17 protein-coding genes are annotated in these 19942 nt (G+C 68.9%); 15 read left to right on the top strand and 2 right to left on the bottom strand.

The features are described 5' to 3' along the window. The first annotated feature begins 17 nt into the window (after nt 1-17). The gene (locus tag ACFYXF_RS04610) at nt 18-1718 is read left to right on the top strand and encodes an FAD-binding protein (RefSeq protein WP_389348037.1); all 1701 of its coding nucleotides are present in this window, start codon (nt 18-20) and stop codon (nt 1716-1718) included. A gap of 234 nt (nt 1719-1952) precedes the next feature. Here ACFYXF_RS04610 and ACFYXF_RS04605 read toward each other — a convergent pair whose 3' ends face one another. Further along, a complete protein-coding gene (locus ACFYXF_RS04605) occupies nt 1953-3203 on the bottom strand; it encodes a cytochrome P450 (protein ID WP_389348035.1) in 1251 nt (416 codons plus the stop codon). A gap of 518 nt (nt 3204-3721) precedes the next feature. Here ACFYXF_RS04605 and ACFYXF_RS04600 point away from each other — a divergent pair. The 14 genes from ACFYXF_RS04600 (at nt 3722) to ACFYXF_RS04535 (ending at nt 18653) form a co-directional block, all read left to right on the top strand. Further along, nucleotides 3722-4351 (top strand): TetR/AcrR family transcriptional regulator, encoded by a 630-nt coding sequence (locus tag ACFYXF_RS04600; protein WP_389348034.1) that lies wholly within the window; start codon nt 3722-3724, stop codon nt 4349-4351. 283 nt (nt 4352-4634) lie between these two features. After that, nucleotides 4635-5279 carry a TetR family transcriptional regulator gene (locus ACFYXF_RS04595; RefSeq protein WP_389348033.1) on the top strand — a complete coding sequence of 215 codons (645 nt, stop codon included), beginning with the start codon at nt 4635-4637 and terminating at the stop codon, nt 5277-5279. A 234-nt stretch (nt 5280-5513) separates the two neighbouring features. After that, the gene (locus ACFYXF_RS04590; RefSeq protein ID WP_389348032.1) at nt 5514-5708 is read left to right on the top strand and encodes a ferredoxin; all 195 of its coding nucleotides are present in this window, start codon (nt 5514-5516) and stop codon (nt 5706-5708) included. A gap of 49 nt (nt 5709-5757) precedes the next feature. After that, nucleotides 5758-7002, top strand: coding sequence for a cytochrome P450 (locus ACFYXF_RS04585; protein ID WP_389348031.1), 1245 nt, complete (start codon nt 5758-5760; stop codon nt 7000-7002). A 102-nt stretch (nt 7003-7104) separates the two neighbouring features. Continuing rightward, on the top strand, nt 7105-7923 hold the full coding sequence (locus tag ACFYXF_RS04580; RefSeq protein WP_389348029.1) for an SDR family NAD(P)-dependent oxidoreductase: 819 nt from the start codon (nt 7105-7107) through the stop codon (nt 7921-7923). Nucleotides 7924-7950: 27 nt separating this feature from the next. Beyond that, the gene (locus ACFYXF_RS04575; RefSeq protein ID WP_389348028.1) at nt 7951-9000 is read left to right on the top strand and encodes an LLM class F420-dependent oxidoreductase; all 1050 of its coding nucleotides are present in this window, start codon (nt 7951-7953) and stop codon (nt 8998-9000) included. A gap of 185 nt (nt 9001-9185) precedes the next feature. Next, nucleotides 9186-10349, top strand: a complete 1164-nt coding sequence (locus ACFYXF_RS04570) for an amidohydrolase family protein (protein ID WP_389348027.1) — start codon at nt 9186-9188, stop codon at nt 10347-10349. 60 nt (nt 10350-10409) lie between these two features. Next, nucleotides 10410-11624: a M24 family metallopeptidase gene (locus ACFYXF_RS04565; protein ID WP_389348026.1), complete on the top strand. Its 1215-nt coding sequence runs from the start codon at nt 10410-10412 to the stop codon at nt 11622-11624. Next, nucleotides 11614-12738 (top strand): M24 family metallopeptidase, encoded by a 1125-nt coding sequence (locus ACFYXF_RS04560; protein ID WP_389348025.1) that lies wholly within the window; start codon nt 11614-11616, stop codon nt 12736-12738. The genes ACFYXF_RS04565 and ACFYXF_RS04560 overlap by 11 nt, the downstream gene beginning before the upstream one ends. 86 nt (nt 12739-12824) lie before the next feature. Beyond that, entirely contained in the window at nt 12825-13787 is a 963-nt protein-coding gene (locus tag ACFYXF_RS04555; RefSeq protein WP_389348023.1) for an enoyl-CoA hydratase/isomerase family protein, read from the top strand. Between the two features lie 25 nt (nt 13788-13812). Further along, nucleotides 13813-16230, top strand: coding sequence for a CaiB/BaiF CoA transferase family protein (locus ACFYXF_RS04550; protein ID WP_389348022.1), 2418 nt, complete (start codon nt 13813-13815; stop codon nt 16228-16230). 23 nt (nt 16231-16253) lie between these two features. Next, the gene (locus ACFYXF_RS04545; protein WP_389348020.1) at nt 16254-16565 is read left to right on the top strand and encodes a hypothetical protein; all 312 of its coding nucleotides are present in this window, start codon (nt 16254-16256) and stop codon (nt 16563-16565) included. 5 nt (nt 16566-16570) lie between these two features. Then, entirely contained in the window at nt 16571-18052 is a 1482-nt protein-coding gene (locus ACFYXF_RS04540; protein WP_389348019.1) for a class I adenylate-forming enzyme family protein, read from the top strand. Nucleotides 18053-18152: 100 nt separating this feature from the next. Then, a complete protein-coding gene (locus ACFYXF_RS04535; protein WP_389348017.1) occupies nt 18153-18653 on the top strand; it encodes a flavin reductase family protein in 501 nt (166 codons plus the stop codon). Nucleotides 18654-18682: 29 nt separating this feature from the next. Here ACFYXF_RS04535 and ACFYXF_RS04530 read toward each other — a convergent pair whose 3' ends face one another. Further along, nucleotides 18683-19846: a sensor histidine kinase gene (locus ACFYXF_RS04530; protein WP_389348015.1), complete on the bottom strand. Its 1164-nt coding sequence runs from the start codon at nt 19844-19846 to the stop codon at nt 18683-18685. Between the last annotated feature and the right edge of the window lie 96 nt (nt 19847-19942).

The following is a 19942-nucleotide window of genomic DNA, read 5'->3' as shown; positions in this document are numbered from 1 at the left end:
CGGAGGACACAGGTCATATGAACGGGACCAATTGGGACGAGATCACAGACTTCCTGGTCGTCGGCAGCGGCGCAGGCATCGTGGGGGCACTGCGTGCGCGCGCGCTCGGCAGGGACGTGCTCGTCGTCGAGAAGGCCGACCTGTTCGGCGGTTCGACGTGTATGTCGGGCGGCGTGATGTGGTTGCCCCACAACCCGCTCATGCGGCGTGAAGGGGTGGCCGACTCCGTCGAGGCCGCGCTCGAGTATTTCGACACGGTCGTCGGCGAGGCAGGGCCGGCGTCCTCGCGGGCCCGCCGCCTCGCCTATGTGCACTCCGGCAGCGACATGGTCGGCTTCCTGGAGTCCGAGGGCCTGCGGTTCCAGCGGTGCGAGGGCTACAGCGACTACTACTCGGGCGTCCGGGGCTGCGAGGGCGGATCCGTGCGGGGCCGGTCCATCGAGGCCAAGATCTTCGACAAGAAGCGGCTGGGCCCGTGGCAGGACCGGATCCGCCCGGGATTCTCCGGCGGCATCACCATCTACACCGGTGAGGCGGCACCGATGTCCCTGATGCGCACACGTGTCGGGCTGACCGTTGTCGCCAGGGTGGCGCTGCGTACGGCGCTGGGCCGCATCCGCAGACAGCGGCTCGTGGCCAACGGAGCCGCCCTGACCGCCCGGTTGCTCGACGCGTTGCTGCGGCGGGGGGTACCGGTGTGGATGGAGTCCGCGCTCACCGACCTCGTCGTCGAGGACGGCAGGGTCGTCGGTGCCGTCGTCCGCAGGGGCGGTCGGGACATACGCGTACGAACGTTGGACGGCGTCCTGCTCGCCGCCGGCGGGTTCGCCCGCAACAAGGAGATGCGGCAGGAGAACGCGGGAGGACGGCGCATCAGCGACGCGTGGACCTCCGCCAACCCCGGGGACACGGGGGAGACCATCCGGATCGCGATGGCACGCGGAGCGGCGGCCGACATGCTGGACGAGGCCTGGTGGATGCCTTCGTGGATCACACCCGACGGGACTCCCGGCATGTGCCTCTCCGAGCGCAGCAAGCCGGCGGCGATCATCGTGGACGCCGGCGGACGGCGCTATTTCAACGAGGCGGTGTCGTACCAGGAGGCCGGTCAGCAGATGTACGCCCGCGAACGGGACAGCGGTGGCGCGATTCCCTCCTGGCTCATCGTCGATTCCTGGCACCGCGGGCACTACCCCTTCGGGATGGCGCCTCCCGGGCGGACGCCGAAGCAGTGGATCGCCGACGGGTGGATGAAGCGGAGCGACAGTCTGGAGGACCTCGCCCGTCAGTGCGGGATCGACGCCGGCGGACTCCTCAAGACGGTCGAGCGGTTCAACCGCTTCGCCGAGACGGGTGTCGACGAGGACTTCCACCGGGGCGAGGGTGACCACGAGAGGTTCTACGGCGACGTCACCCACAGGCCCAACGCCTGTCTGGGGCCCGTCGCAAAGCCACCGTTCTACGCGGTCGCCCTGTATCCCGGAGACATCGGCACCAGCGGGGGACTGCTCAGCGACGAGTTCGCGCGGGTGTTGAACACGAACGGGCGGCCCATCGACGGGCTGTACGCCACAGGCAACTGCACGGCGTCCGTGATGGGCCGCAAGTACTTGGGAGCGGGCGCGAGCATCGCCGCCTCGGCGGTCTTCGGCTACGTGGCCGCGAACCACGCCTGCCGGGCGCCCGAACCCGACGGCCGGGCCCGGGCGACGAACTGACCGTCGTCGCCCCGCCTTCGCCGGCGGATCAGCTCTTCCAAGTCCTTGTCCAGCACGGGAGTTGCGCAGGCGAGGACCTCGACCGCACCGGACCGGGCGTCGACCGCGCCCGGAGTGGACGCGATCGACGCGGGCTCGGTCACGTCGAGCCGTACGACCACGACGGCCGAGAGGCCGGCGAAATCGGCCGGAGCCTTGTACTGGGAGCGTATGGTCGCGGCGCGGCGGTCCTGGTCACCAGATCACCGGCAGTTCGTAGAGGCCGTAGACGAGGCCGTCCTCCTTGAAGTGGAGCTTCTCCAGGTCGGTAGCCATGCGCAGGGTGGGGACGCGGCGGAAGAGGGTGCCGAAGACGACCTCCAGCTCCAAGCGGGCCACGGGCTGGCCCAGGCACTGGTGGATGCCGAAGCCGAAGGCCTGGTGGCGGCGGGCGTCACGGGTCACGTCGAGCCGCTCGGGGTCGGGGAAGTAGGCCTCTTCCCAGTTGGCGGTGATGCTGGGCAGGACGATGCCTTCTCCGGCACGGATGGTCTGTCCGCCGATCTCGATGTCCTCCAGGGCGATCCGGCGGTTGCCGAGGTGAATGATCGTCAGGTAGCGCAGAAGTTCCTCGACGGCACCGGAGAGGATCTTGGAGTCGTCGCTGTCGCGGATCGCCGTGAGCTGCTCGGGGTGTTCCAGCAGGGCCGCTACGCCCAGGGCGATCATGTTGGCCGTGGTCTCATGGCCGGCACCGAGCAGCAGCAGGCCCATGGAGGCGGCCTGGCGACGGGTCAACTCGCCGTCGCGGTGACGGGCCGCGAGTTCGGAGAGCAGATCGTCGGTGGGGTCGGCCAGCTTCACCTGGATCTGGCCGTCGAGGTACTCCAGCAGGGCGTGGTGACTGGCGCCCACCTCCTCCCGGCTCGCGTCATGACGCATCGCCATCTCTGTCTTGGTCTGGAAGAACTCGTGGTCCTCGTAGGGGACGCCGAGCAGTTCGCAGATGACCAGGGAAGGCAGCGGCAGAGCGAGGGCGCGGACGAGGTCGACGGGCTTGGGCCCGGCCAGCATGGTGTCGATGAAGCCGTCGGTCATACGCTGCACGGCGGGCCGCATGGCCTCGACGCGCTTGACGGTGAACGCGCCCGTGACCATCCGGCGGATCCGGGCGTGCTCGGGGTCGTCCATGGTGAGGAAGGCGGGCTCGCTGCCGCGCTCCGCGACCTCTTGGAAGGACGGGTTCATGTACGGGAAGCCCGGGCGCCGCTGGTCCACGCTGCAGCGCGGGTCGGCGAGCAGGGTCCGCTGGTCCTCGTAGCGGGTGACGACCCACGGCGTGCTGCCGTCCCAGATCCGGACCTTGGTGAGCGGCTGGCCGGCCCGCACCTGCTCGGCGTGCAACTCCCGCAGCTGGGGCGGCGGGGCGAACGGGCACCCGGAATCCCTGGGCATCGGGAAGTCGGGGACGGCCGCGGTCGTGAGGGTGGTGAGTGCGTCGGTCATGTCGCTCCTTCGTGGGGGTCGGGGAGTGGCCGCGCGTAGGGGTTCAGCCTCGTCGGCTGTCGTGAGGGGCCGCCGCTACCAGGTCGCCGGCAGCTCTCGTGGAGGCCGTACGTCTGTCCGTCGGACTGGAACGCCGGCTCTTCCACTGGCTGCGACAGGCGCACCATCGCGCCGAAGACGATGCGCAGCCCGGTGCGTGCCGGTTGCCCCGGCTGCCGCGGGCGATGTCGAAGGGGTCGGGATCCTCGAACGGGGCCGGCAACTCGCCTGTGGCCACGGCCGTCTTCGCGGTTCCGCGGACCGTCGGGCATCGCGTCGAAGTGCTCGTCTCATGGAGACGGACGAAGGGACACGTATGTGCGAGGGCAAGGGAGTGGCGGCGGTCATGGGGAACCTCCGAGCGCACCGCTCTTATTCGGATGAATTTCGTCCGCTTGGCTTCGACCGTAACGGTACCGGAGGAAATTCGTCCACCTAGCTGGGGTCGGCGAGCCCGCCGCGCTGCGAGAATCGGCCACATGACCGCTGACTCGCACGCCCCGATAAGAGCCGACGCGCGGCGCAACCGCGACCAGATCCTGGCGGCCGCGAAAGTCGTGTTCCAGGCGCAGGGGCCCGATGTGCCGATGGAGGAGATCGCCCGGAGCGCCGGGGTCGGAGTGGGCACCCTCTACCGGCGCTTCCCCGACCGTGAGTCGCTGATACGGGCCGTGGCGCAGGACAGCTTCGAACGTGTGCTGGCGGAGGTGCGCTCGGTGGCACTGGAGGAGCCGACCGCCTGGGCTACGATCACCCGGCTCCTCGCCCACTCGCGGGAGTTGCGCGTGATGCTTCAGTTGGCGCTGCTGTCGGAGCGGGCTCACGAGATCATCACCAGGGATCCGGCCGTCAGAGGCATCCGGGACGAGATCTTCGGGCTGCTGGAGGATCTGGTGGTCGCCGCACAACGGGAGGGCAGCCTGCGTGCGGACATCGGCGCGGGAGACATCGGGGTCCTGCTGTCGCTGCTGGTGAGGACCTTTCCGGCAGCCGACGCCGAGGTCGCGGGCATGATGCTGCATCGGGCCACGGCCCTGATCCTCGACGGCCTGCGCGCCCCCGGGACGCCGCTTCCCGGCCGTCGCCTGGTCCAGGGAGACCTGGGGTGACACCTGGTGACGGTCGATGCCCCCAATGGGCAACGAGTCGCGACTCCTGGTCGCCTGCCGTAAGGGCGACCGGCTGACCGGCTACTGGTCCACGGACGCCTCGATGAGCGTGCGCCACACCCATATGGGTCGGACGGCGTGTTCGCCCCCATGGGGCGGCGAGTCCGTCGTACTCATCGGCACAACGACCCGGCCCGTCCCTTGGGCCGTTTCAGGTGTAGCCTCCACGGCAATCCAGCTGTGATCCTGAGCGAGCACATCGGCGTTCCCGAAGGGACTGCGCATGGCGGGTGGGACGGTACGGGCCGAGCACGTCAAGGCGACCCGGGAACTCATCATGACCACGGCGGAGCGTCTGTACGCCGAGCGTGGCGTGCACGCCGTGTCCAACCGTCAGATCAGCGAGGCCGCGGGGCAGGGCAACACCGCGGTGGTGGGCTACCACTTCGGCACCAGGGCGGACCTGGTGCGGGCCATCGCGCGCAAACACACCGAGCAGCTCGAACAGGTGGCCACTCGGCTGGTGGCTGGCATCGGCGACTCCACCGACCTGCGCGACTGGGTCTCCTGTCTGGTGCGGCCCCTGCCCGAGTATCTGGACGCCCTGGGCAGCCCGACGTGGTATGCCCGGTTCTGCGCCCAGGTGATGGCCGATCCCGCATTCCACGAGATCATCGTGGACGAGTCCATCACCCCACCCGTGCAACGGCAGATCCTCGACGGAGTGCACAGGTGCCTGCCCGACCTGCCGGTCGAGGTACGGGCCGAGCGCACCGCCATGACCAGGCACATCAGCCTCCACATGTGCGCCGAACGGGAGCGCGCACTCGCGCTGGGCACCTCCACGCCCAGGTCGGGCTGGCACTCCGCCGCGACCGGGCTGGTCGACGCGATCGTCGGACTCTGGCGGGCGCCGGTCACGCGCTGACTGTGGCCGAATCCTATGGCAGGAGATCATCGGTGCACCATCTATCAGTGCACCGCAAAATATTTTCAGTCAGCCGATTGACTTAACTTCTGGGCGGGAGTTCACTCGGAAGCGCGGTCGACGGAGCCCGGTTCGGGGAGATTCTCCGTGCTGGCGTTGCGTCAGTTCGTCGTCAGCCGATTCCGGCCGCTCCATGAGACACACCGCTTCGCCTCATGGCCGTGAGGAGCTCCCATGAAGATATCCATCGAGCAGGACAAGTGCGTTGCCGCCGGACAGTGTGTGGCCAGCGCCCCGAAGGTGTTCGACCAGCGTGACGAGGACGGCGTGGTCGTCCTGCTCACCCCCGACCCGCCTGCCGAACTCGCCGAGGAAACCCGGTACGCGGCCGCTGTCTGCCCGGCGCTGGCCATCCGCATCGAGGAATGACGACCTCGCGACGAGGAACGACGCCCCTGTCCCGAACCGAAGGATGGACATGTCCAACCCAGTGACAGAGACCGCAGGTGACCCGGCGGCGGCAATGCCGGAATGGCCGATGCCCCGGGCGGAAGGCTGCCCGTTCGACCCTCCGCCGGCTCTCCGGCCGCTCAGCGCGGGCAAGGGCCTGGCCACGATACGGATCTGGGACGGCAGCACCCCTTGGATCGTCACCGGCCATGCCGAGCAGCGGACGCTGCTCAATGACCCGCGAGTCAGCGTCGACGAGAAGTTGCCGGGCTTTCCGCACTGGCACGAAGGCATGGCGGCCGGCGTGGACCACCGCCCGCGCTCGGTCTTCAACTCCGATGCTCCGGAACACACGCACTACCGCCGGATCATGACCAGCCCGTTCACCTTCAAGAGGGTGGAGGCACTGCGTCCCGTCATCCAGAGGATCACCGACGATCTCATAGACAAGATGCTGGCGGGACCGCAGCCGGCCGACATCGTCGAGGCGCTGGCGCTGCCCCTGCCGACGTACATGATCAGCGAGATTCTGGGCGTGCCGCAGGAGGACCACGCGTTCATCCATCGCAGCGCCTCCGAAGGGATCAGGCGCAACGCGACCCCCGAACAGGCCATGGGTGTGTTCCGCGCGCTGAACGACTACCTCCTCGGGCTCATCGAGAAGAAGACCGCAGAACCGGCCGACGACGTGCTCTCCGACATCGCGGTACGCGTCAAGGCCGGCGACATCACCTTGGCCGAAGCGGCCATGATGGGTATCGGGCTGCTCAGCGCGGGGCACGAGACCAGCGCCAACATGATCGGCCTGGCCACGGTCGCCCTGCTCGAGAACCCGGACCAGCTCGCGATCCTCCGCGACACCGAGGACCCGAAGGTCGTCGCCGGGGCCGTGGAGGAACTGCTGCGCTATCTCGGCATCATCCACGGCGGTCAGCGGCGGATCGCCAAGGAGGACATCGAGATCGGCGGGGAGGTGATCCGCGCCGGCGAGGGCATCATCATCGAACTCTTCAGTGCCAATCGGGACGAGAACGTTTTCCCCGAGCCCGACGTGTTGGACCTGCACCGGGACAACGCCCGGCATCACAACGCCTTCGGCTTCGGCATCCACCAGTGCATCGGCCAGCAACTGGCCCGAGTGGAGCTCCAGGTCGTCTACGGCACGCTCTTCCGCCGTGTGCCCACCCTTCGCCTGGCCAAGCCGGTCGACGAGATCGAGTTCAAGCACGACCGGCTCGCCTACGGCGTCTACGCGCTGCCGGTCAACTGGTAGCGGCGAGGCCTCACAGCCGGGCATCGGGCTCGGTCCGGTGCCCGGCGGTTCCGACCCCGCGGCGCACATCCAACAGATCAGGACGAAAGGACATCAAAGACGATGGCCAACGAACTGTCCGACAGAGTCGCCATAGTCACTGGTGGGGCCGGGGGTCTGGGCCGCGCCACCGTCGAGAAACTTCTGGAGGACGGCGCCCGGGTCGTCATCGCCGACGTCAACCATGAGGCGGGGGAGGTCCTTGCCGCCGAACTCGGCCCGGACACCCGGTTCAAGCAGACCGATGTGTCGGACCAGAAGCAGATCGAGGAGCTCGTCTCCTTCGCGGTGGAGACCTTCGGCGGGCTCCATGTCATGGTCAACAACGCCGGTGTCTCGGGCGCCCATCGTGAGAGCTTCCTGGACGAGGACCTCAGCGACTTCCCCCGCGTCATGTCGATCAACCTCCTCGGCGTCATGGCCGGGACCCTGGTGGCCGCCCGGCACATGGCGGTGAACGGCGGCGGGTCCGTCATCAACATCAGCTCCATCGGCGGCACCATGGGCAACCCCGGCGTTCCGGTGTACGCGGCCTCGAAGGCGGCGGTCGTCCACTTCAGCAGAGGCGTCGCCATCGACCTCGCCGAGCACGGCATTCGCGTCAACTGCGTCGCGCCGGGCGGCATCCCCACCGGACTGCTCGCCTCGGCCACTGCCTCCGAGGAGGTGACACGGAACATCCGCGCCATCATGGCGGCCATCCAGCCGCTGAAGCGGCAGGGCACGGCCAGGGACGTCGCGGAGGCCGTGGCTTATTTGGCGGGAGACCGCTCGCTGCATGTCACCGGAACCCTGCTGACGGTCGACGGCGGAACATCGGCGGGAAGGATGCGCCCCAAGAACCTCAGCCACCCGACACCCACCGCCATGTCCGCCTCCTGACACCCCAGGTCCGCACGGAGGATCCTGATGAAGGTCGACGGCACGCTCAATGTGTGGGGCGCTTCGGAAATCGTGGGAGAGGCCAGGCGTCACGAGAAAGCGGGATACGACGGTCTGTGGACGTCCGAGGCCGCCCACGACCCGTTCCTCCCGCTGCTCCTCGCAGCCGAACACACCGAACGACTGGAGGTGGGCACGGCCATCGCCGTGGCCTTCGCCCGCTCTCCCATGCAACTCGCCTACACCGCCCATGACTTGCAGAACTACTCCGGCGGACGCTTCACCCTCGGACTGGGCAGCCAGATCAAGCCGCACATCGAGCGCCGTTTCTCCATGCCGTGGAGCCGCCCGGCCGCCCGTATGCGGGAGTACGTGGCGGCGCTGCACGCGATCTGGTCGGCCTGGAACGACGGGACGAAGCTGGACTTCCGCGGGGACTTCTACACGCACACCCTGATGACCCCGTTCTTCTCCCCGCCGCCGGCCCCTCTCGGCAAGCCGCCGAAGGTCCTCGTGGCCGCGGTCGGAGAGGTCATGACAGGGGTCGCGGGGCAGGCGGCGGACGGGCTGCTCGCCCACGCCTTCACCACCGAGCGGTATCTGCGAGAGGTCACGCTGCCGACGGTCGGGCGTGGACTCGTGGAGTCCGCGAGAAGCCGTGACGACTTCCAGGTGAGTCTGCTGCTGCTCACCGCGACGGGCCGCACCGAGGAGGAGATGGCCCTCGCCGTGCGCGAGACACGGCGTCAGATCGCCTTCTACGGCAGCACGCCGGCCTATCGCGGCGTCCTGGAACTGCACGGCTGGGGCGAACTCGGCGATGAGCTGAACGCGTTGTCGAAATCCTCCCGGGGGGACAAGTGGCAGGCCATGGGCCGACTCGTCGAGGACGACGTGCTGAACGCCTTCGCGGTGGTCGCGGAGCCCGGCGATCTCGCCGTCGAGATCCGCCGGCGATACGGAGCGCTGGTGGACCGGGTCTCCTTCTACACCACCTATGAGATCGACTCCCAGGTGTGGGAGCCCGTGATCCAGGAATTGAATTCCCCCTCGAACAATTTTAAATCAACTGATTGACAATGTGTTCCGGGGGGTGTCTACTCGAAAATGCAGGCACCGGTTCCCATGCCAGATCCCCTTTTCGAAAATTCCTTCTGTCCGGCCGACAGCACCGTCGAACTTCGGACCTCCTCTCGACGGAATTCTGTGCAATCCCGGCCGGTTTGTTTTCCGCAACGCGGCACCATTGATCGGAGACGACGATGTCCAGCCAAACAGACACGCTGTACCCGCCCGAGGGGCTGGGCGCACCGAAGAACCGGCGCGGTCACACAGGCGCTGCCCTGAACCTTCCGGCCGGTACCGAGATCTTCTCGGCCGACAACCACATCTCCCTCGGGACGGACATCTTCTACGAGAAGTTCCCCGAGCGGCTCAAGAACAAGGCACCGCGCATCTGGTACGAGGACGGCGCCTTCGAGATCGGCGTGGGCGGCAAGTCTTTCCTGCCGCCCGAGTTCAGCCGGGTCCTCATGCAGTACGACCCGCTGATCGGCTCCAACAGCGGTAACATCGCGGGCCGGATGGAGGAACTGCGCTCCGACGGCATCGAGCGGGAACTGGCCTTCCCGAACGCGCTCCTGGCGCTGTTCCACTACCCCGACCCGGAGGTGCGGGAGCTCTGCTTCCGGATCTACAACGAGCACATCGCCTCCCTCCAGGAGGCCTCGAACGGCCGCTTCTACGGCGTCGGTCTGATCAACTGGTGGGACCCGAAGGGCGCCCGTAGGACCCTCGCCGAGCTCAAGGGCCTCGGTATCCGGACCTTCCTGATGCCGCTGTCGCCGGGCAAGGACTCCGAGGGCAACCCCATCGACTACGCGAGCACCGCGATGGACGCGGTCTGGGCGGAAGTCGAGGAATCCGGGATCCCGGTCTCCCACCACATCGGCGAGACCGGTCTGAAGTCCCCCTGTGAGTTCAACGCCATCTGTGTCGGCATGGTGAACAACGTGACCGGATTCCACGAGGTGTGGGGCCGGTACGTCTTCAGCGGCATCCTCGACCGTCACCCCGGCCTCCAGGTCGGGTGGTTCGAGGGCGGCGCCAGCTGGGTCGCCTCCGTCCTCCAGGACGCCGAGCACATCCTCGCCTCCTACCGCCACATGCTGAACCGGCCGGTGGAGCACGATGTCCGGCACTACTGGGACAACCACATGTACGCGTCCTTCATGGTCGACCCGCTCGGCATGGAACTGCTCAAGTACATCGGCGTGGACAAGGTCATGTGGGCCGCGGACTACCCCCACAACGAGAGCACCTTCGGCTACTCCGAGAAGTCGATCGCGATGATCTCCGAGGCCGTCGGCCCCGAGAACGCCGCCAAGATCGTCAGCGGCAACGTGAAGCGATTCCTGGGCCTGTAGGCCGGGACCGAACCACAGAAAGCGACGGCGAAGCTCCATGACATCGTGTGGGAGGCGGGAATGACCGTCATCGACATCCCGGACACACCCGACCTGGCGCGCATGCGACGCGAGCGTGGCGGCCGCCTCAAGACGGCCATGGCCGATCAGGGCATCGACGCTCTCATCCTCCTCGGCAACAGCGCGGTGACGTACGCGACCGGGGCCATCTGGCCCCTGAGCGACGACGGCCTGTCCTACGTGGAACGCCCGGTCGCGGTGGTCGTCGCGGACGACGAGTGGCCCCACCTGTTCATGCCGTTCCGGGAAGGCGCCTCTCCCGCGGAGTCGCTGCTCCCGGCCGACCATGTGCATCCGCCGGTCTACCTCGAGTTCGACGAGGGCGTACGCAACTTCGCCGCGGCTATCGCAGACCTGGTGCCGGCCGGAGCGGTGGTCGCGGTCGACGAGCTGACGGGGGCGATGCGCAGGGCCGAGAAGACCCTGTTCCCCGGCGGAAGTCCCCGGGACTCTTCACAGGTCATAGGGGCTGCCAAGCTCGTCAAGACTCCCGACGAGCTGTCCTGCTTCCGCGAGGGCCTGAGGATCACCGAACGGGCCTTGCTCGAAGTGCAGGAGATGCTGGTCCCCGGCGTGCGTCAGATCGACCTGTCGGCCCGCTTCCTGCGCAAGGCCTACGAGTTCGGCGCCATGGCCAACGTGCTCGACCCCATCTGGCAGGTCATGCCGGAGACCAAGGCGGACGGCGTGTGGACCACGCACGGCGACCTGGCCCTGCCGCTGCTGAGCACCGAGCGGGAGCTGGAGAAGGGCGATGTCCTCTGGACCGACGTCGGCATCTACTACAAGGGGTTCCACTCCGACTGGGGCCGGACCTGGATCGTCGGCCAGGACCCGAACCCGCGCCAGCAGGCGCAGTTCGACAAGTGGTTCGAGATCCTGACCGCCGTGAAGTCCGTGACCAAGGCTGGCGTCCCGACGTCCGAACTGACCAAGGCGGCCATGGAGGTGACCGGCGGACCGAAGCCCTGGCTGCCCCACTTCTACATCGGACACGGCATCGGCGTCGACTCCGCCGAGATGCCCATGGTCGGCACCGACCTGGGCGACGAGTTCGACGAGAGCCAGGTGCTGCAGGCCGGCACGCTGCTCGTGCTGGAGCCGGTGGTCTGGGAGGACGGCACCGGTGGGTACCGAAGCGAGGAGATCATCGTGATCGAGGAAGAGGGCTGGACGGCCCTGACCGACTACACCTACGCGCCCTATGGCGACTGAGGTCCTGCCGGACGACCGCGCTCTCCGCACTGGGCGGCGGGAGCGTGCGCTGGCCCACATGGAAGCCCACGACCTTGACGTCCTCGTCCTCGGGCGCGGCGCCAACGTCCGCTATGTATCGGGCGCGCCTCGGCTGTGGAACGCCGGGACACATCCCTTCTTCCCCGCCTGCATCCTGGTGCGCGCCACCGGAGCGGTCCATCTGCTCAGCACGTGGGACGAGGGAATCCCCGACGACATCCCGCACGAGCAGTTGTACCCGCTGAGCTGGAACCCGATGAACTACGTGTCGGTGATCCAGAGCATCGAGGGTACGGCGACGGCCCGGCGGGTGGGCACGGACGCGCTGAACCCGACCATCGCCCAACTGCTGGGCGCGTGCTTCCCGACCGCCGAACTCGTCGACGGCGAACTCGCCCTGCGGGCCGCCCGGCGCGTCAAGACGGCCGAGGAAGTAGTGGCCCTGCGCAACTCCATCAGTGTGGCCGCGACCAGCCTGGCCAAGGCCGTGGCCGAGCTGCGGCCGGGAGCGACCGAGGGCGAGCTGTCCGGCGTACTCCTGGAAGCGTCCGCGGCCGGCGGGGTGAGCACGCCGTCGAGTCAGGAGGTCGTATGGCGGACCTCCCGGGAGCACCGGTGGCGGCTGGTGAACGGCGACGGCCGCATCGGCTCGGGCGACCTGGTGGCCGTCACGGCCGGCGTCATCGCCGACGGGTACGTCGGCGAGGTCGGACGTACCTGGCCGGTCGAGGGCGGGGATCCGGAAGCCACCCGGGCCCTGTACCGGCGGTGGGACGAGCTGTGGGCCCTGCTGTTCGACGCCTGTCGGCCCGGCGCCCAGGCCAGTGACCTGCTGGCCGCCTACGACACGGCCGGCGAGCCGCTGCCCCCGATGCCGGTGGCACGCGGACTCGGCCTGGGCTTCGACACGCCCGTCGTCGCCTCGGGTCTGCCGGCCACCGCGGCCGACGAACGGCTCGAACCCGGGATGGTGCTGTCCGTGACCGGCTACGTCTGGGAAGAGGGCGTGGGCGCTGTCCTCGGCCGGGAGGCGGTTCTCATCACGCCCGACGGGCCCGAGCTGCTCACGTCGAGTCCTTTCTGGAGGCCGTAGCCCCGCGGTTGGTTCATCCCGAAGGTCAGGGCCGTCCGCTCCGGCCCTGACCGCCCTCCACACAGACGGCAAAGGACTCCCAGCACATGGCTGACAGCAAGCGTCCCTCGGCGGAGGAGATCATCCTCTACGAGAAGGACCCCAAGACGAAGATCGCCACCATGACCTTCAACCGGCCCGACTACCTCAACGCCCCGACCGCGGCGGCGCGGTTGCGCTACGCCGACCTCCTGCACCGCGCCAACGTGGACGACGACGTGAAGGTCCTCGTCATCCGTGGCGCCGGTGACAACCTCGGCACGGGCGCCGACATCGCCGAGGTCATGGAGATGCACGAGGCGCCCACGGCAGGGCCGCGCCTGAGTGAACTCAGGATCGGCGAGGACGAGGTGACGCATCCCCCCAAGGACTCCTACCGGTACGGCGCGACCCTCGGCCAGTACTACGCCAGTACGCAGGGCGGCTGCCGCAGCCTGCAGGAGTTCAAGAAGATCAGCATTCTCGAGGTCAAGGGCTACTGCTACGGCTGGCACTTCTACCAGGCGGCCGACGCCGATCTGGTGATCTCCTCCGACGACGCCCTGTTCGGCCATCCCGCCTTCCGCTACATCGGCTGGGCGCCCCGGATGTGGACCTGGGTGCAGACCATTGGGCTCAGGAAGTTCCAGGAAATGGTCTTCACCGGAAGGCCTTTCAGCGCCGAGGAAATGTACGACTGTAATTTCCTCAACAGTGTCGTTCCCAGGGACGACCTGGAGGCGGAGGTGGAGAAGTACGCCCTGGCCTGTTCCCGTAACCGTCCGACGGACACGGTGTTCATGCAGAAGGTCTTCTTCGAGATGTACAAGCAGCACCAGGGCGAGTACATGGGCTCCATAATGACCGGCCTTTTCGAGTCGATCGGGAACATCGCCCGCCCCGACGGCGACGGCATGGTCCTCGACGAGGACGCGGTCGCCGGGGGAGTTCCCAACGCGGTCCGGGACAACGACAACCTGTTCCCGCCCGAATGGCGGCTGAGCCGCTCGGGCCGCAAGAAGTCGAAGTAGCCGAATTCAGCAATGGGAGCCGCTGATGTCCCCCGTTGAACCGCCGCTCAGCGGCTGTGTCGTCGTCGACCTGTCCTCCGGGATCGCCGGCGGCTACTGCACCAAACTGCTCGCCGACGGTGGCGCGGAGGTCGTCAAGGTCGAGCCGCCCGAGGGCGATCCGCTACGGGGCTGGTCAGCCTCCGGTGCCACCGTCGACGCCGAGAGCGGGGGAGCGTTGTTCAGCTTCCTGGCCTCGTCCAAGCGGAGCGTTGTCGCCGATCCCGGCAGCGCCGAGGACCTGGAGTTCGTACGTGAACTGCTGGGAGCGGCCGACGCGGTGGTGTGGTCGCCGGGTGCGGGTGTCGCCGGGCTCCAGGAGTTCTCCCCGAAGGAGATCCACCGCGTTCATCCGCACCTGACGGTCACCTCGATCACCCCGTTCGGGCTGGAGGGGCCATGGCGGGACCGCCCGGCCACGGAGTTCACCCTTCAGGCGTGGTCCGGCGGCGTCTTCGGGACAGGCCGTGGCGCGCCGGACCGGGCACCGGTCTCCATCGGAGGGCGGCCGGGGGATTGGGTCTCGGGGGCTTACGCGGCCGCGGGGACCCTGACTTCGCGGTTGCGCGGACCGGACAGCGGCCGTGGCGAACTTGTCGATCTCTCCATGCTCGAGGCGCACATCCTGTCCCTCACCTATTACCCGGTCACCTGGCTCGACCTCTTGGGCGGGCCGAGGCGGACCATGCGGTCGCTCAACCTGCCCGGGGTGGCCGTGGCCAAGGACGGCCTGGTCGCCATGGGGTGTGCTACCCCCCAGCAGTTCTTCGACCTCTGTGTGATGGTCGGCCACCCCGAGTGGATCGACGAGGAGAATCCGTTCTCGATCACCGAGCGCACCAACGAGGTGGCCCCGGTGATCCAGGAGTGGATCGGCAGCCGGACCGTCGCCGAGGTCCGCGAGGTGGCGGCGGCGTTCAGGATCCCCAGCGCCCTGGTGGCCAACGGCGCCAACGCCCCGGCCATGGAGCACTTCGAGGCGCGGGACACGTTCCTGCGCAACCCGCGCGACGGATTCGTCCAGCCCGGCCACCCCTACCGCCTCCAGCCGGCCCGGCTGCGGCCCTTCGAGCCGGCACCGCGCCTCGGCGAACACACCGAGACCCTCCGCGCCGCGCACCGGACCCCACGGCAGTCCCCGGGTCCGGACACCGGCGAGGGCCGGCTGCCGTTCAGCGGCCTGCGGGTCCTGGACATGACGGCCTTCTGGGCCGGACCGTCCTGCACCCACGTCCTCGCCCTGCTCGGCGCCGAGGTGATCCACCTGGAGTCCACCTCCCGGCCCGACGGAACCCGGCTGATGGCGGGCGTGCCCGCCACCGTGGACCAGTGGTGGGAGAAGTCGCCGATCTTCTCCGGCCTCAACACCAACAAGAAGAGCCTGACCCTCAACTTCCAGACCGAGCGCGGCCGGGAACTCCTGCGCAAACTGATCGCGACCGCCGACGTGATCGTCGAGAACTACACCCCGCGGGTGCTGGACCAGGCCGGGCTGGACTACGAGGCCGTACAGGCCCTGCGTCCCGACGCCGTCATGGTCCGTATGCCCGGCTTCGGTATCGACGGTCCGTGGCGCGACGACGCCGCCTTCGCCTACGTCATCGAGGACGCGTCCGGTCTGACCTGGCTGACCGGACACCCCGACCAGAACCCCGTCGAGCCCTACTCGATCGGTGACCCCAACGCGGGTGTGCACGCCCTCAACGGCCTGCTGCTGGCCCTGGAGCACCGTCGCCGCACCGGTGAGGGCGGCCTGGTCGAGGCCGCCATGGTCGACGCAGCCCTCAACGTGGCCGCCGAACAGGTCATCGAGCACTCCGCCTACGGCGCCCTGCTCCAGCGGGCCGGCAACCGTGGACCGACCGCAGCGCCGCAGAACCTGTACCTGACCGCCGACACCGACGAGTACGGCCGCGAGGACGTCTGGATCGCGATCGCGGTCGCCACCGACGAACAGTGGGTCGCGCTGCGCGACACTATCGGCCGGCCCGCCTGGGCGACCGGCCCCGAGCTGGACACCGCCGAGGGGCGGCACCGGGACCACGACGAGATCGACGAGCACCTGTCGGCCTGGTGCCGCAAGCGCGGCGCCGACGAGATCGTCGACCTCCTCTGGGACGCGGGTGTCCCGGTGGGCAAGGCGATGCACCCGCACCGTCAGGGCGAACTGGCGCAGCTGCAGTCCCGTGGCTTCTTCGAAGAGGTCGACCATCCGGTGAACGGCAGCGCCCGGCACAGCACCCTGCCGGTCAGGCTCTCCGGGGGACCCGCCCGCCACCACGTCCACCACGCCCCGCTGCTCGGGCAGCACAACGAGGAGTTGCTGGCCCAACTGGGCCTGACCGAACGGGAGATCGCCGCACTGGAGGCCGACGGCGTGATCGGTCGAGCACCGGCCCGGTAGTCCTGCGACAGCAAGGAGTCGATATGCAGCCACAGATCGGAATGATGCTCGCGAGCACGGTGGACAGCACCACCGTCGTGGTCGTCCGCTGGACAGCGGGGGCACAGGAAGTGACCTGCGGAGGCGCGCCGATGGCCGACGCGGCCAAGCAGGACGCCCCGTCCCCGGGGGCGATCGATCCGGACCGCGCCACCGGCACCCTGCTCGGCAAGCGCTACGCCACCGAGGACGGGACCGTCGAGTTGCTGTGCACCAAGCCCGGCCAGGGCACCCTTGCGGTGGGCGGCGTCCCGCTGGCCGTGAAGAGTCCCAAGCCCCTGCCGGCATCGGACTGACGCCGATGGACCTGACGATGCTCCTCGACATGGCGGCCGGCGGGTTCCCCGACCGCACGGTGGTCGGCACCCGCGAGGAAGGGCTCACGGCCGGGGCACTGCAGGGCGCGGCGCGAAAGGGCGCCGCCCTCATCGCCGAATCGGACGCCACCTGCGTCGTCCACCTGGCGGTGAACGGCCCGGCCTTCCCGGTCGCCTTGTTCGCGGCTGCGACGGCGGGAGTGCCCTTCGTCCCCGTGAACTACCGGCTCGGCGCGGAACAGCTGGGCGCGCTCCTGGCGAACCACACCGGTGCCTGCGTCGTCGCGGAAGGCCGAGAGGTGCCGGGCGCGCGGCGCTCGTACACGCCGGACGAGTGGCTCGCGGCCACCCGCGCGCCGAGTCCGGCAGCACGAGACGAAGCAGCGGAACCCGGTCGCACCAGCCCTGCTGCGGTGATCATCTACACCAGCGGGACGACATCGGCGCCCAAGGGGGTCGTGTTGCGACACGACAACCTCGTCTCGTACGTCATCGGAAGTGTCGAGTTCGGCAGTGCTGAGGCGGACGAGGCGGCCCTGATGTGCGTTCCGCCGTACCACATCGCCGCCGTGTCGAACGTCCTGACGAACCTCTACGCGGGCCGCAGGCTGGTGGTCCTGGACACCTTCTCGCCGAAGCGCTGGCTGGAGACGGTGCGTGCCGAGCGGATCACCAACGCCATGGTGGTGCCGACCATGCTGGCCCGGCTGATGGAGGACCGGGCGGCCGAACGGTCGGTGCCGACGCTGCGCGCCCTCGCGTACGGCGGGGCCGCGATGCCGCCACGCGTCATCGAACGGGCGCTGAAGGAATGGCCGCACGTCGGCTTCGTCAACGCGTACGGGCTGACGGAGACGAGTTCCACCATTTCCGTCCTCGGGCCCGACGACCACCGCCGGGCCCTCGTCTCCGAGGAGCCCGGGGAGCGGGCTCGCCTGCACTCGGCCGGCCGTCCGATCCCCGGCATCGAGATCGAGATCCGAGACGGCGACGGCGCCCCCGCGCTACCCGGGACGTCCGGACGCGTCTGGGTACGCGGAGCGCAGGTGTCCGGGAAGTACGCCGGCGTCGCGTCCGAAAACACCGACGGCTGGTTCGACACCCGTGACCTCGGCCGACTCGACCGGGAGGGCTTTCTGTTCGTCGAGGGCCGCCAGGACGACACCATCATCCGCGGCGCGGAGAACATCGCACCCGCCGAGATCGAGGACGTCCTGCTCCGCCAGCCGGGAGTCGCGGACGCCGTCGTCGTCGGGGTGCCGGACGAGGAGTGGGGTCAGCGCATCGAGGCGGCCGTGGTCCCCTCTCGGGGGGCCTTGCTCGACGGCGAGGTACTGCGCGCGGAAGTACGGCGGCGGTTGCGTGGTTCGAAGACGCCCGACCGCATCGTCGTCTGGGACGAGATACCCCGCACCGCGACCGGAAAGGTCCTGCGCCATGAGGTCCGATCGGAGCTGAGCCGCTGATCCGGCGCCCGCGTCGACGGCGGCCGGTCGTGGAAGGACCGGCCCCGGCACGGCCCACCACACAACACGGAGACCGGCGCATCACCCCACGGAGACCGTAATGATCACCCTCGACGCCCTGCCCCCCGACCCCCAGACCCTACGACAGGCCTACGGCTGTTTCCCCTCCGGCGTGACCGCGGTCTGCGCACTGCTGGACGGCGCCCCCGTGGGGATGGCGGCCAGTTCCTTCACGTCGGTGTCGCTGAGTCCACCTCTGGTGTCGCTCTGCGTGCAGCACTCGTCGAGGACGTGGCCGAAGCTCAGCGGCTGCCCGAGGCTCGGCGTCAGCGTGCTCGCAGCCGACCATGACGTGGCGTGCCTGAACCTCTCCCGCAAGGAGGGCGACCGCTTCGCCGGGGTGGAGTGGGAACCGACCGGGGAAGGCGCGGTGTTCGTGCACGGGGCGACCGCCTGGCTGGAGTGTTCGGTGGAGGCCGAGATACCGGCCGGGGACCATGCGATCGTCCTGCTGCGCATCCACGCACTGCGCGCTGAACCCGAGACCACGCCGTTGATCTTCCACGCCAGCCGGTTCCGGACCCTGGCCGCGATCGACTGACCCGCGCCCCGCGCACCGGATGGCGGGCATCAGGAAACCGATGTCTCCTGGAACGTCCGTGGCCGCAGCGGCAGTTCGGTGACCACTTCGAAGCCGCCCCGGTCACGCGGCCCCACCCGGAGCAGACCGCCTACGGAGCGGGCCCGCTCATGCATGCCCAGGAGGCCGTAACCCCCGTTCGGCACAGGGGAGTTGTCCGACGCTCCGGAACCGTCGTCGGCGACGGTGAGGCACAGGTGGTCGTCGCGGTACACGAGCCGCACCTCGGCGGACCGGGTGGCGGCGTGTTTGGTGACGTTGGTGAGTGCCTCCTGCACGATGCGGTACGCGCTGAGGTCCGCGCCGGCCGGAAGCGGTCGCGGTTCCCCTTCGACGGTGACGGTGACCGTGAGCCCGGCGCTGGCGAACGAGGCGGTGAGTTCCGGCAGTTGGGTGATTCCCGGAGTCGGCCCAAGGGGCTGCTCCGAGTCTTCCTCGCGGCGCAGCAGACCGACGGTGGCCTTTAGCTCGGTCAGAGCCGCGGCGGCGGTGCCGGTGAGCTCGGCGGCCACCCGCTCGGCCTCCTCGGGCCGGGTGCGAATCAGACGGGCGACGGAACCGGCCTGGAGCTTGGTGAGGACAAGATGGTGGGCCACGACGTCGTGGAGGTCACGGGCGATGCGCATGCGCTCGTCGGAGACGCGCCGGCGGGACTCTTCCTCCAGATGGGCCTCGCAGAGCCGGCTCACGGTGCCGAGGGCGGTGGGCAGCAGCAACCAGGCGGTGGGGCCGAGGAGTTTGAACAAGAGGGGTTCTTCGTCGGGGCCGTCGATCAGCCCGGTCGCCACCAAGGATCCGATGGAGGTGAGGGCGAAGAGGTTCGCGGTCTTTCGCGAGGTGCGGGCCGCCAGGGAGAAGAGGGCGACCATGAGGGGGCCGAGGAGCAGCAGGGTGGGGACGAAGCCCAGGGCGACCAGGACCACGGTGGACGCGGTGACCAGTACCACCGTGCTGCGGGGATGGCTGCGCCGCCACGGGAGGGCGGTGCAGGCAAGTGCGGTCACGAGGACCCCCAGCCACCATGCGACCTTCGGATCCCTGCCGGGGAGTGTGAGGGCGCTGCCGAAGCAGGAGCAGACGATGAGCCCGGTGATCGTGGCCGCGTCGGCGGCGCGAGGGTGGTTGTACGGATAACGCGGCAAGGTTCTGATCATGGTGGGGGGTCCTGTTTCACGGCGTGCCTGCGTCGGCGCGGGGGTTCGGCTTCTGTGGGAGTGGGGGCACTGTCGAGACACCGCTGCCCGTCGGTG

Source organism: Streptomyces sp. NPDC002680 (assembly GCF_042889145.1).
GTDB lineage: Bacteria > Actinomycetota > Actinomycetes > Streptomycetales > Streptomycetaceae > Streptomyces > Streptomyces adonidis.
Note: the sequence above shows the minus strand (reverse complement) of the source record. Positions and strands in the feature narration are given on the sequence as shown.

What these genes read in the sequence shown, in the direction of transcription:
- ACFYXF_RS04560 (WP_389348025.1), top strand. Translation starts at nt 11,614, where the DNA reads ATGGCGACTGAGGTCCTGCCGGACGACCGCGCTCTCCGCACTGGGCGG.
- ACFYXF_RS04535 (WP_389348017.1), top strand. Translation starts at nt 18,153, where the DNA reads ATGATCACCCTCGACGCCCTGCCCCCCGACCCCCAGACCCTACGACAG.
- ACFYXF_RS04565 (WP_389348026.1), top strand. Translation starts at nt 10,410, where the DNA reads ATGACCGTCATCGACATCCCGGACACACCCGACCTGGCGCGCATGCGA.
- ACFYXF_RS04530 (WP_389348015.1), bottom strand. Translation starts at nt 19,846, where the DNA reads ATGATCAGAACCTTGCCGCGTTATCCGTACAACCACCCTCGCGCCGCC.
- ACFYXF_RS04555 (WP_389348023.1), top strand. Translation starts at nt 12,825, where the DNA reads ATGGCTGACAGCAAGCGTCCCTCGGCGGAGGAGATCATCCTCTACGAG.
- ACFYXF_RS04595 (WP_389348033.1), top strand. Translation starts at nt 4,635, where the DNA reads ATGGCGGGTGGGACGGTACGGGCCGAGCACGTCAAGGCGACCCGGGAA.
- ACFYXF_RS04580 (WP_389348029.1), top strand. Translation starts at nt 7,105, where the DNA reads ATGGCCAACGAACTGTCCGACAGAGTCGCCATAGTCACTGGTGGGGCC.
- ACFYXF_RS04575 (WP_389348028.1), top strand. Translation starts at nt 7,951, where the DNA reads ATGAAGGTCGACGGCACGCTCAATGTGTGGGGCGCTTCGGAAATCGTG.
- ACFYXF_RS04585 (WP_389348031.1), top strand. Translation starts at nt 5,758, where the DNA reads ATGTCCAACCCAGTGACAGAGACCGCAGGTGACCCGGCGGCGGCAATG.
- ACFYXF_RS04590 (WP_389348032.1), top strand. Translation starts at nt 5,514, where the DNA reads ATGAAGATATCCATCGAGCAGGACAAGTGCGTTGCCGCCGGACAGTGT.
- ACFYXF_RS04570 (WP_389348027.1), top strand. Translation starts at nt 9,186, where the DNA reads ATGTCCAGCCAAACAGACACGCTGTACCCGCCCGAGGGGCTGGGCGCA.
- ACFYXF_RS04545 (WP_389348020.1), top strand. Translation starts at nt 16,254, where the DNA reads ATGCAGCCACAGATCGGAATGATGCTCGCGAGCACGGTGGACAGCACC.
- ACFYXF_RS04610 (WP_389348037.1), top strand. Translation starts at nt 18, where the DNA reads ATGAACGGGACCAATTGGGACGAGATCACAGACTTCCTGGTCGTCGGC.
- ACFYXF_RS04550 (WP_389348022.1), top strand. Translation starts at nt 13,813, where the DNA reads ATGTCCCCCGTTGAACCGCCGCTCAGCGGCTGTGTCGTCGTCGACCTG.
- ACFYXF_RS04540 (WP_389348019.1), top strand. Translation starts at nt 16,571, where the DNA reads ATGGACCTGACGATGCTCCTCGACATGGCGGCCGGCGGGTTCCCCGAC.
- ACFYXF_RS04600 (WP_389348034.1), top strand. Translation starts at nt 3,722, where the DNA reads ATGACCGCTGACTCGCACGCCCCGATAAGAGCCGACGCGCGGCGCAAC.
- ACFYXF_RS04605 (WP_389348035.1), bottom strand. Translation starts at nt 3,203, where the DNA reads ATGACCGACGCACTCACCACCCTCACGACCGCGGCCGTCCCCGACTTC.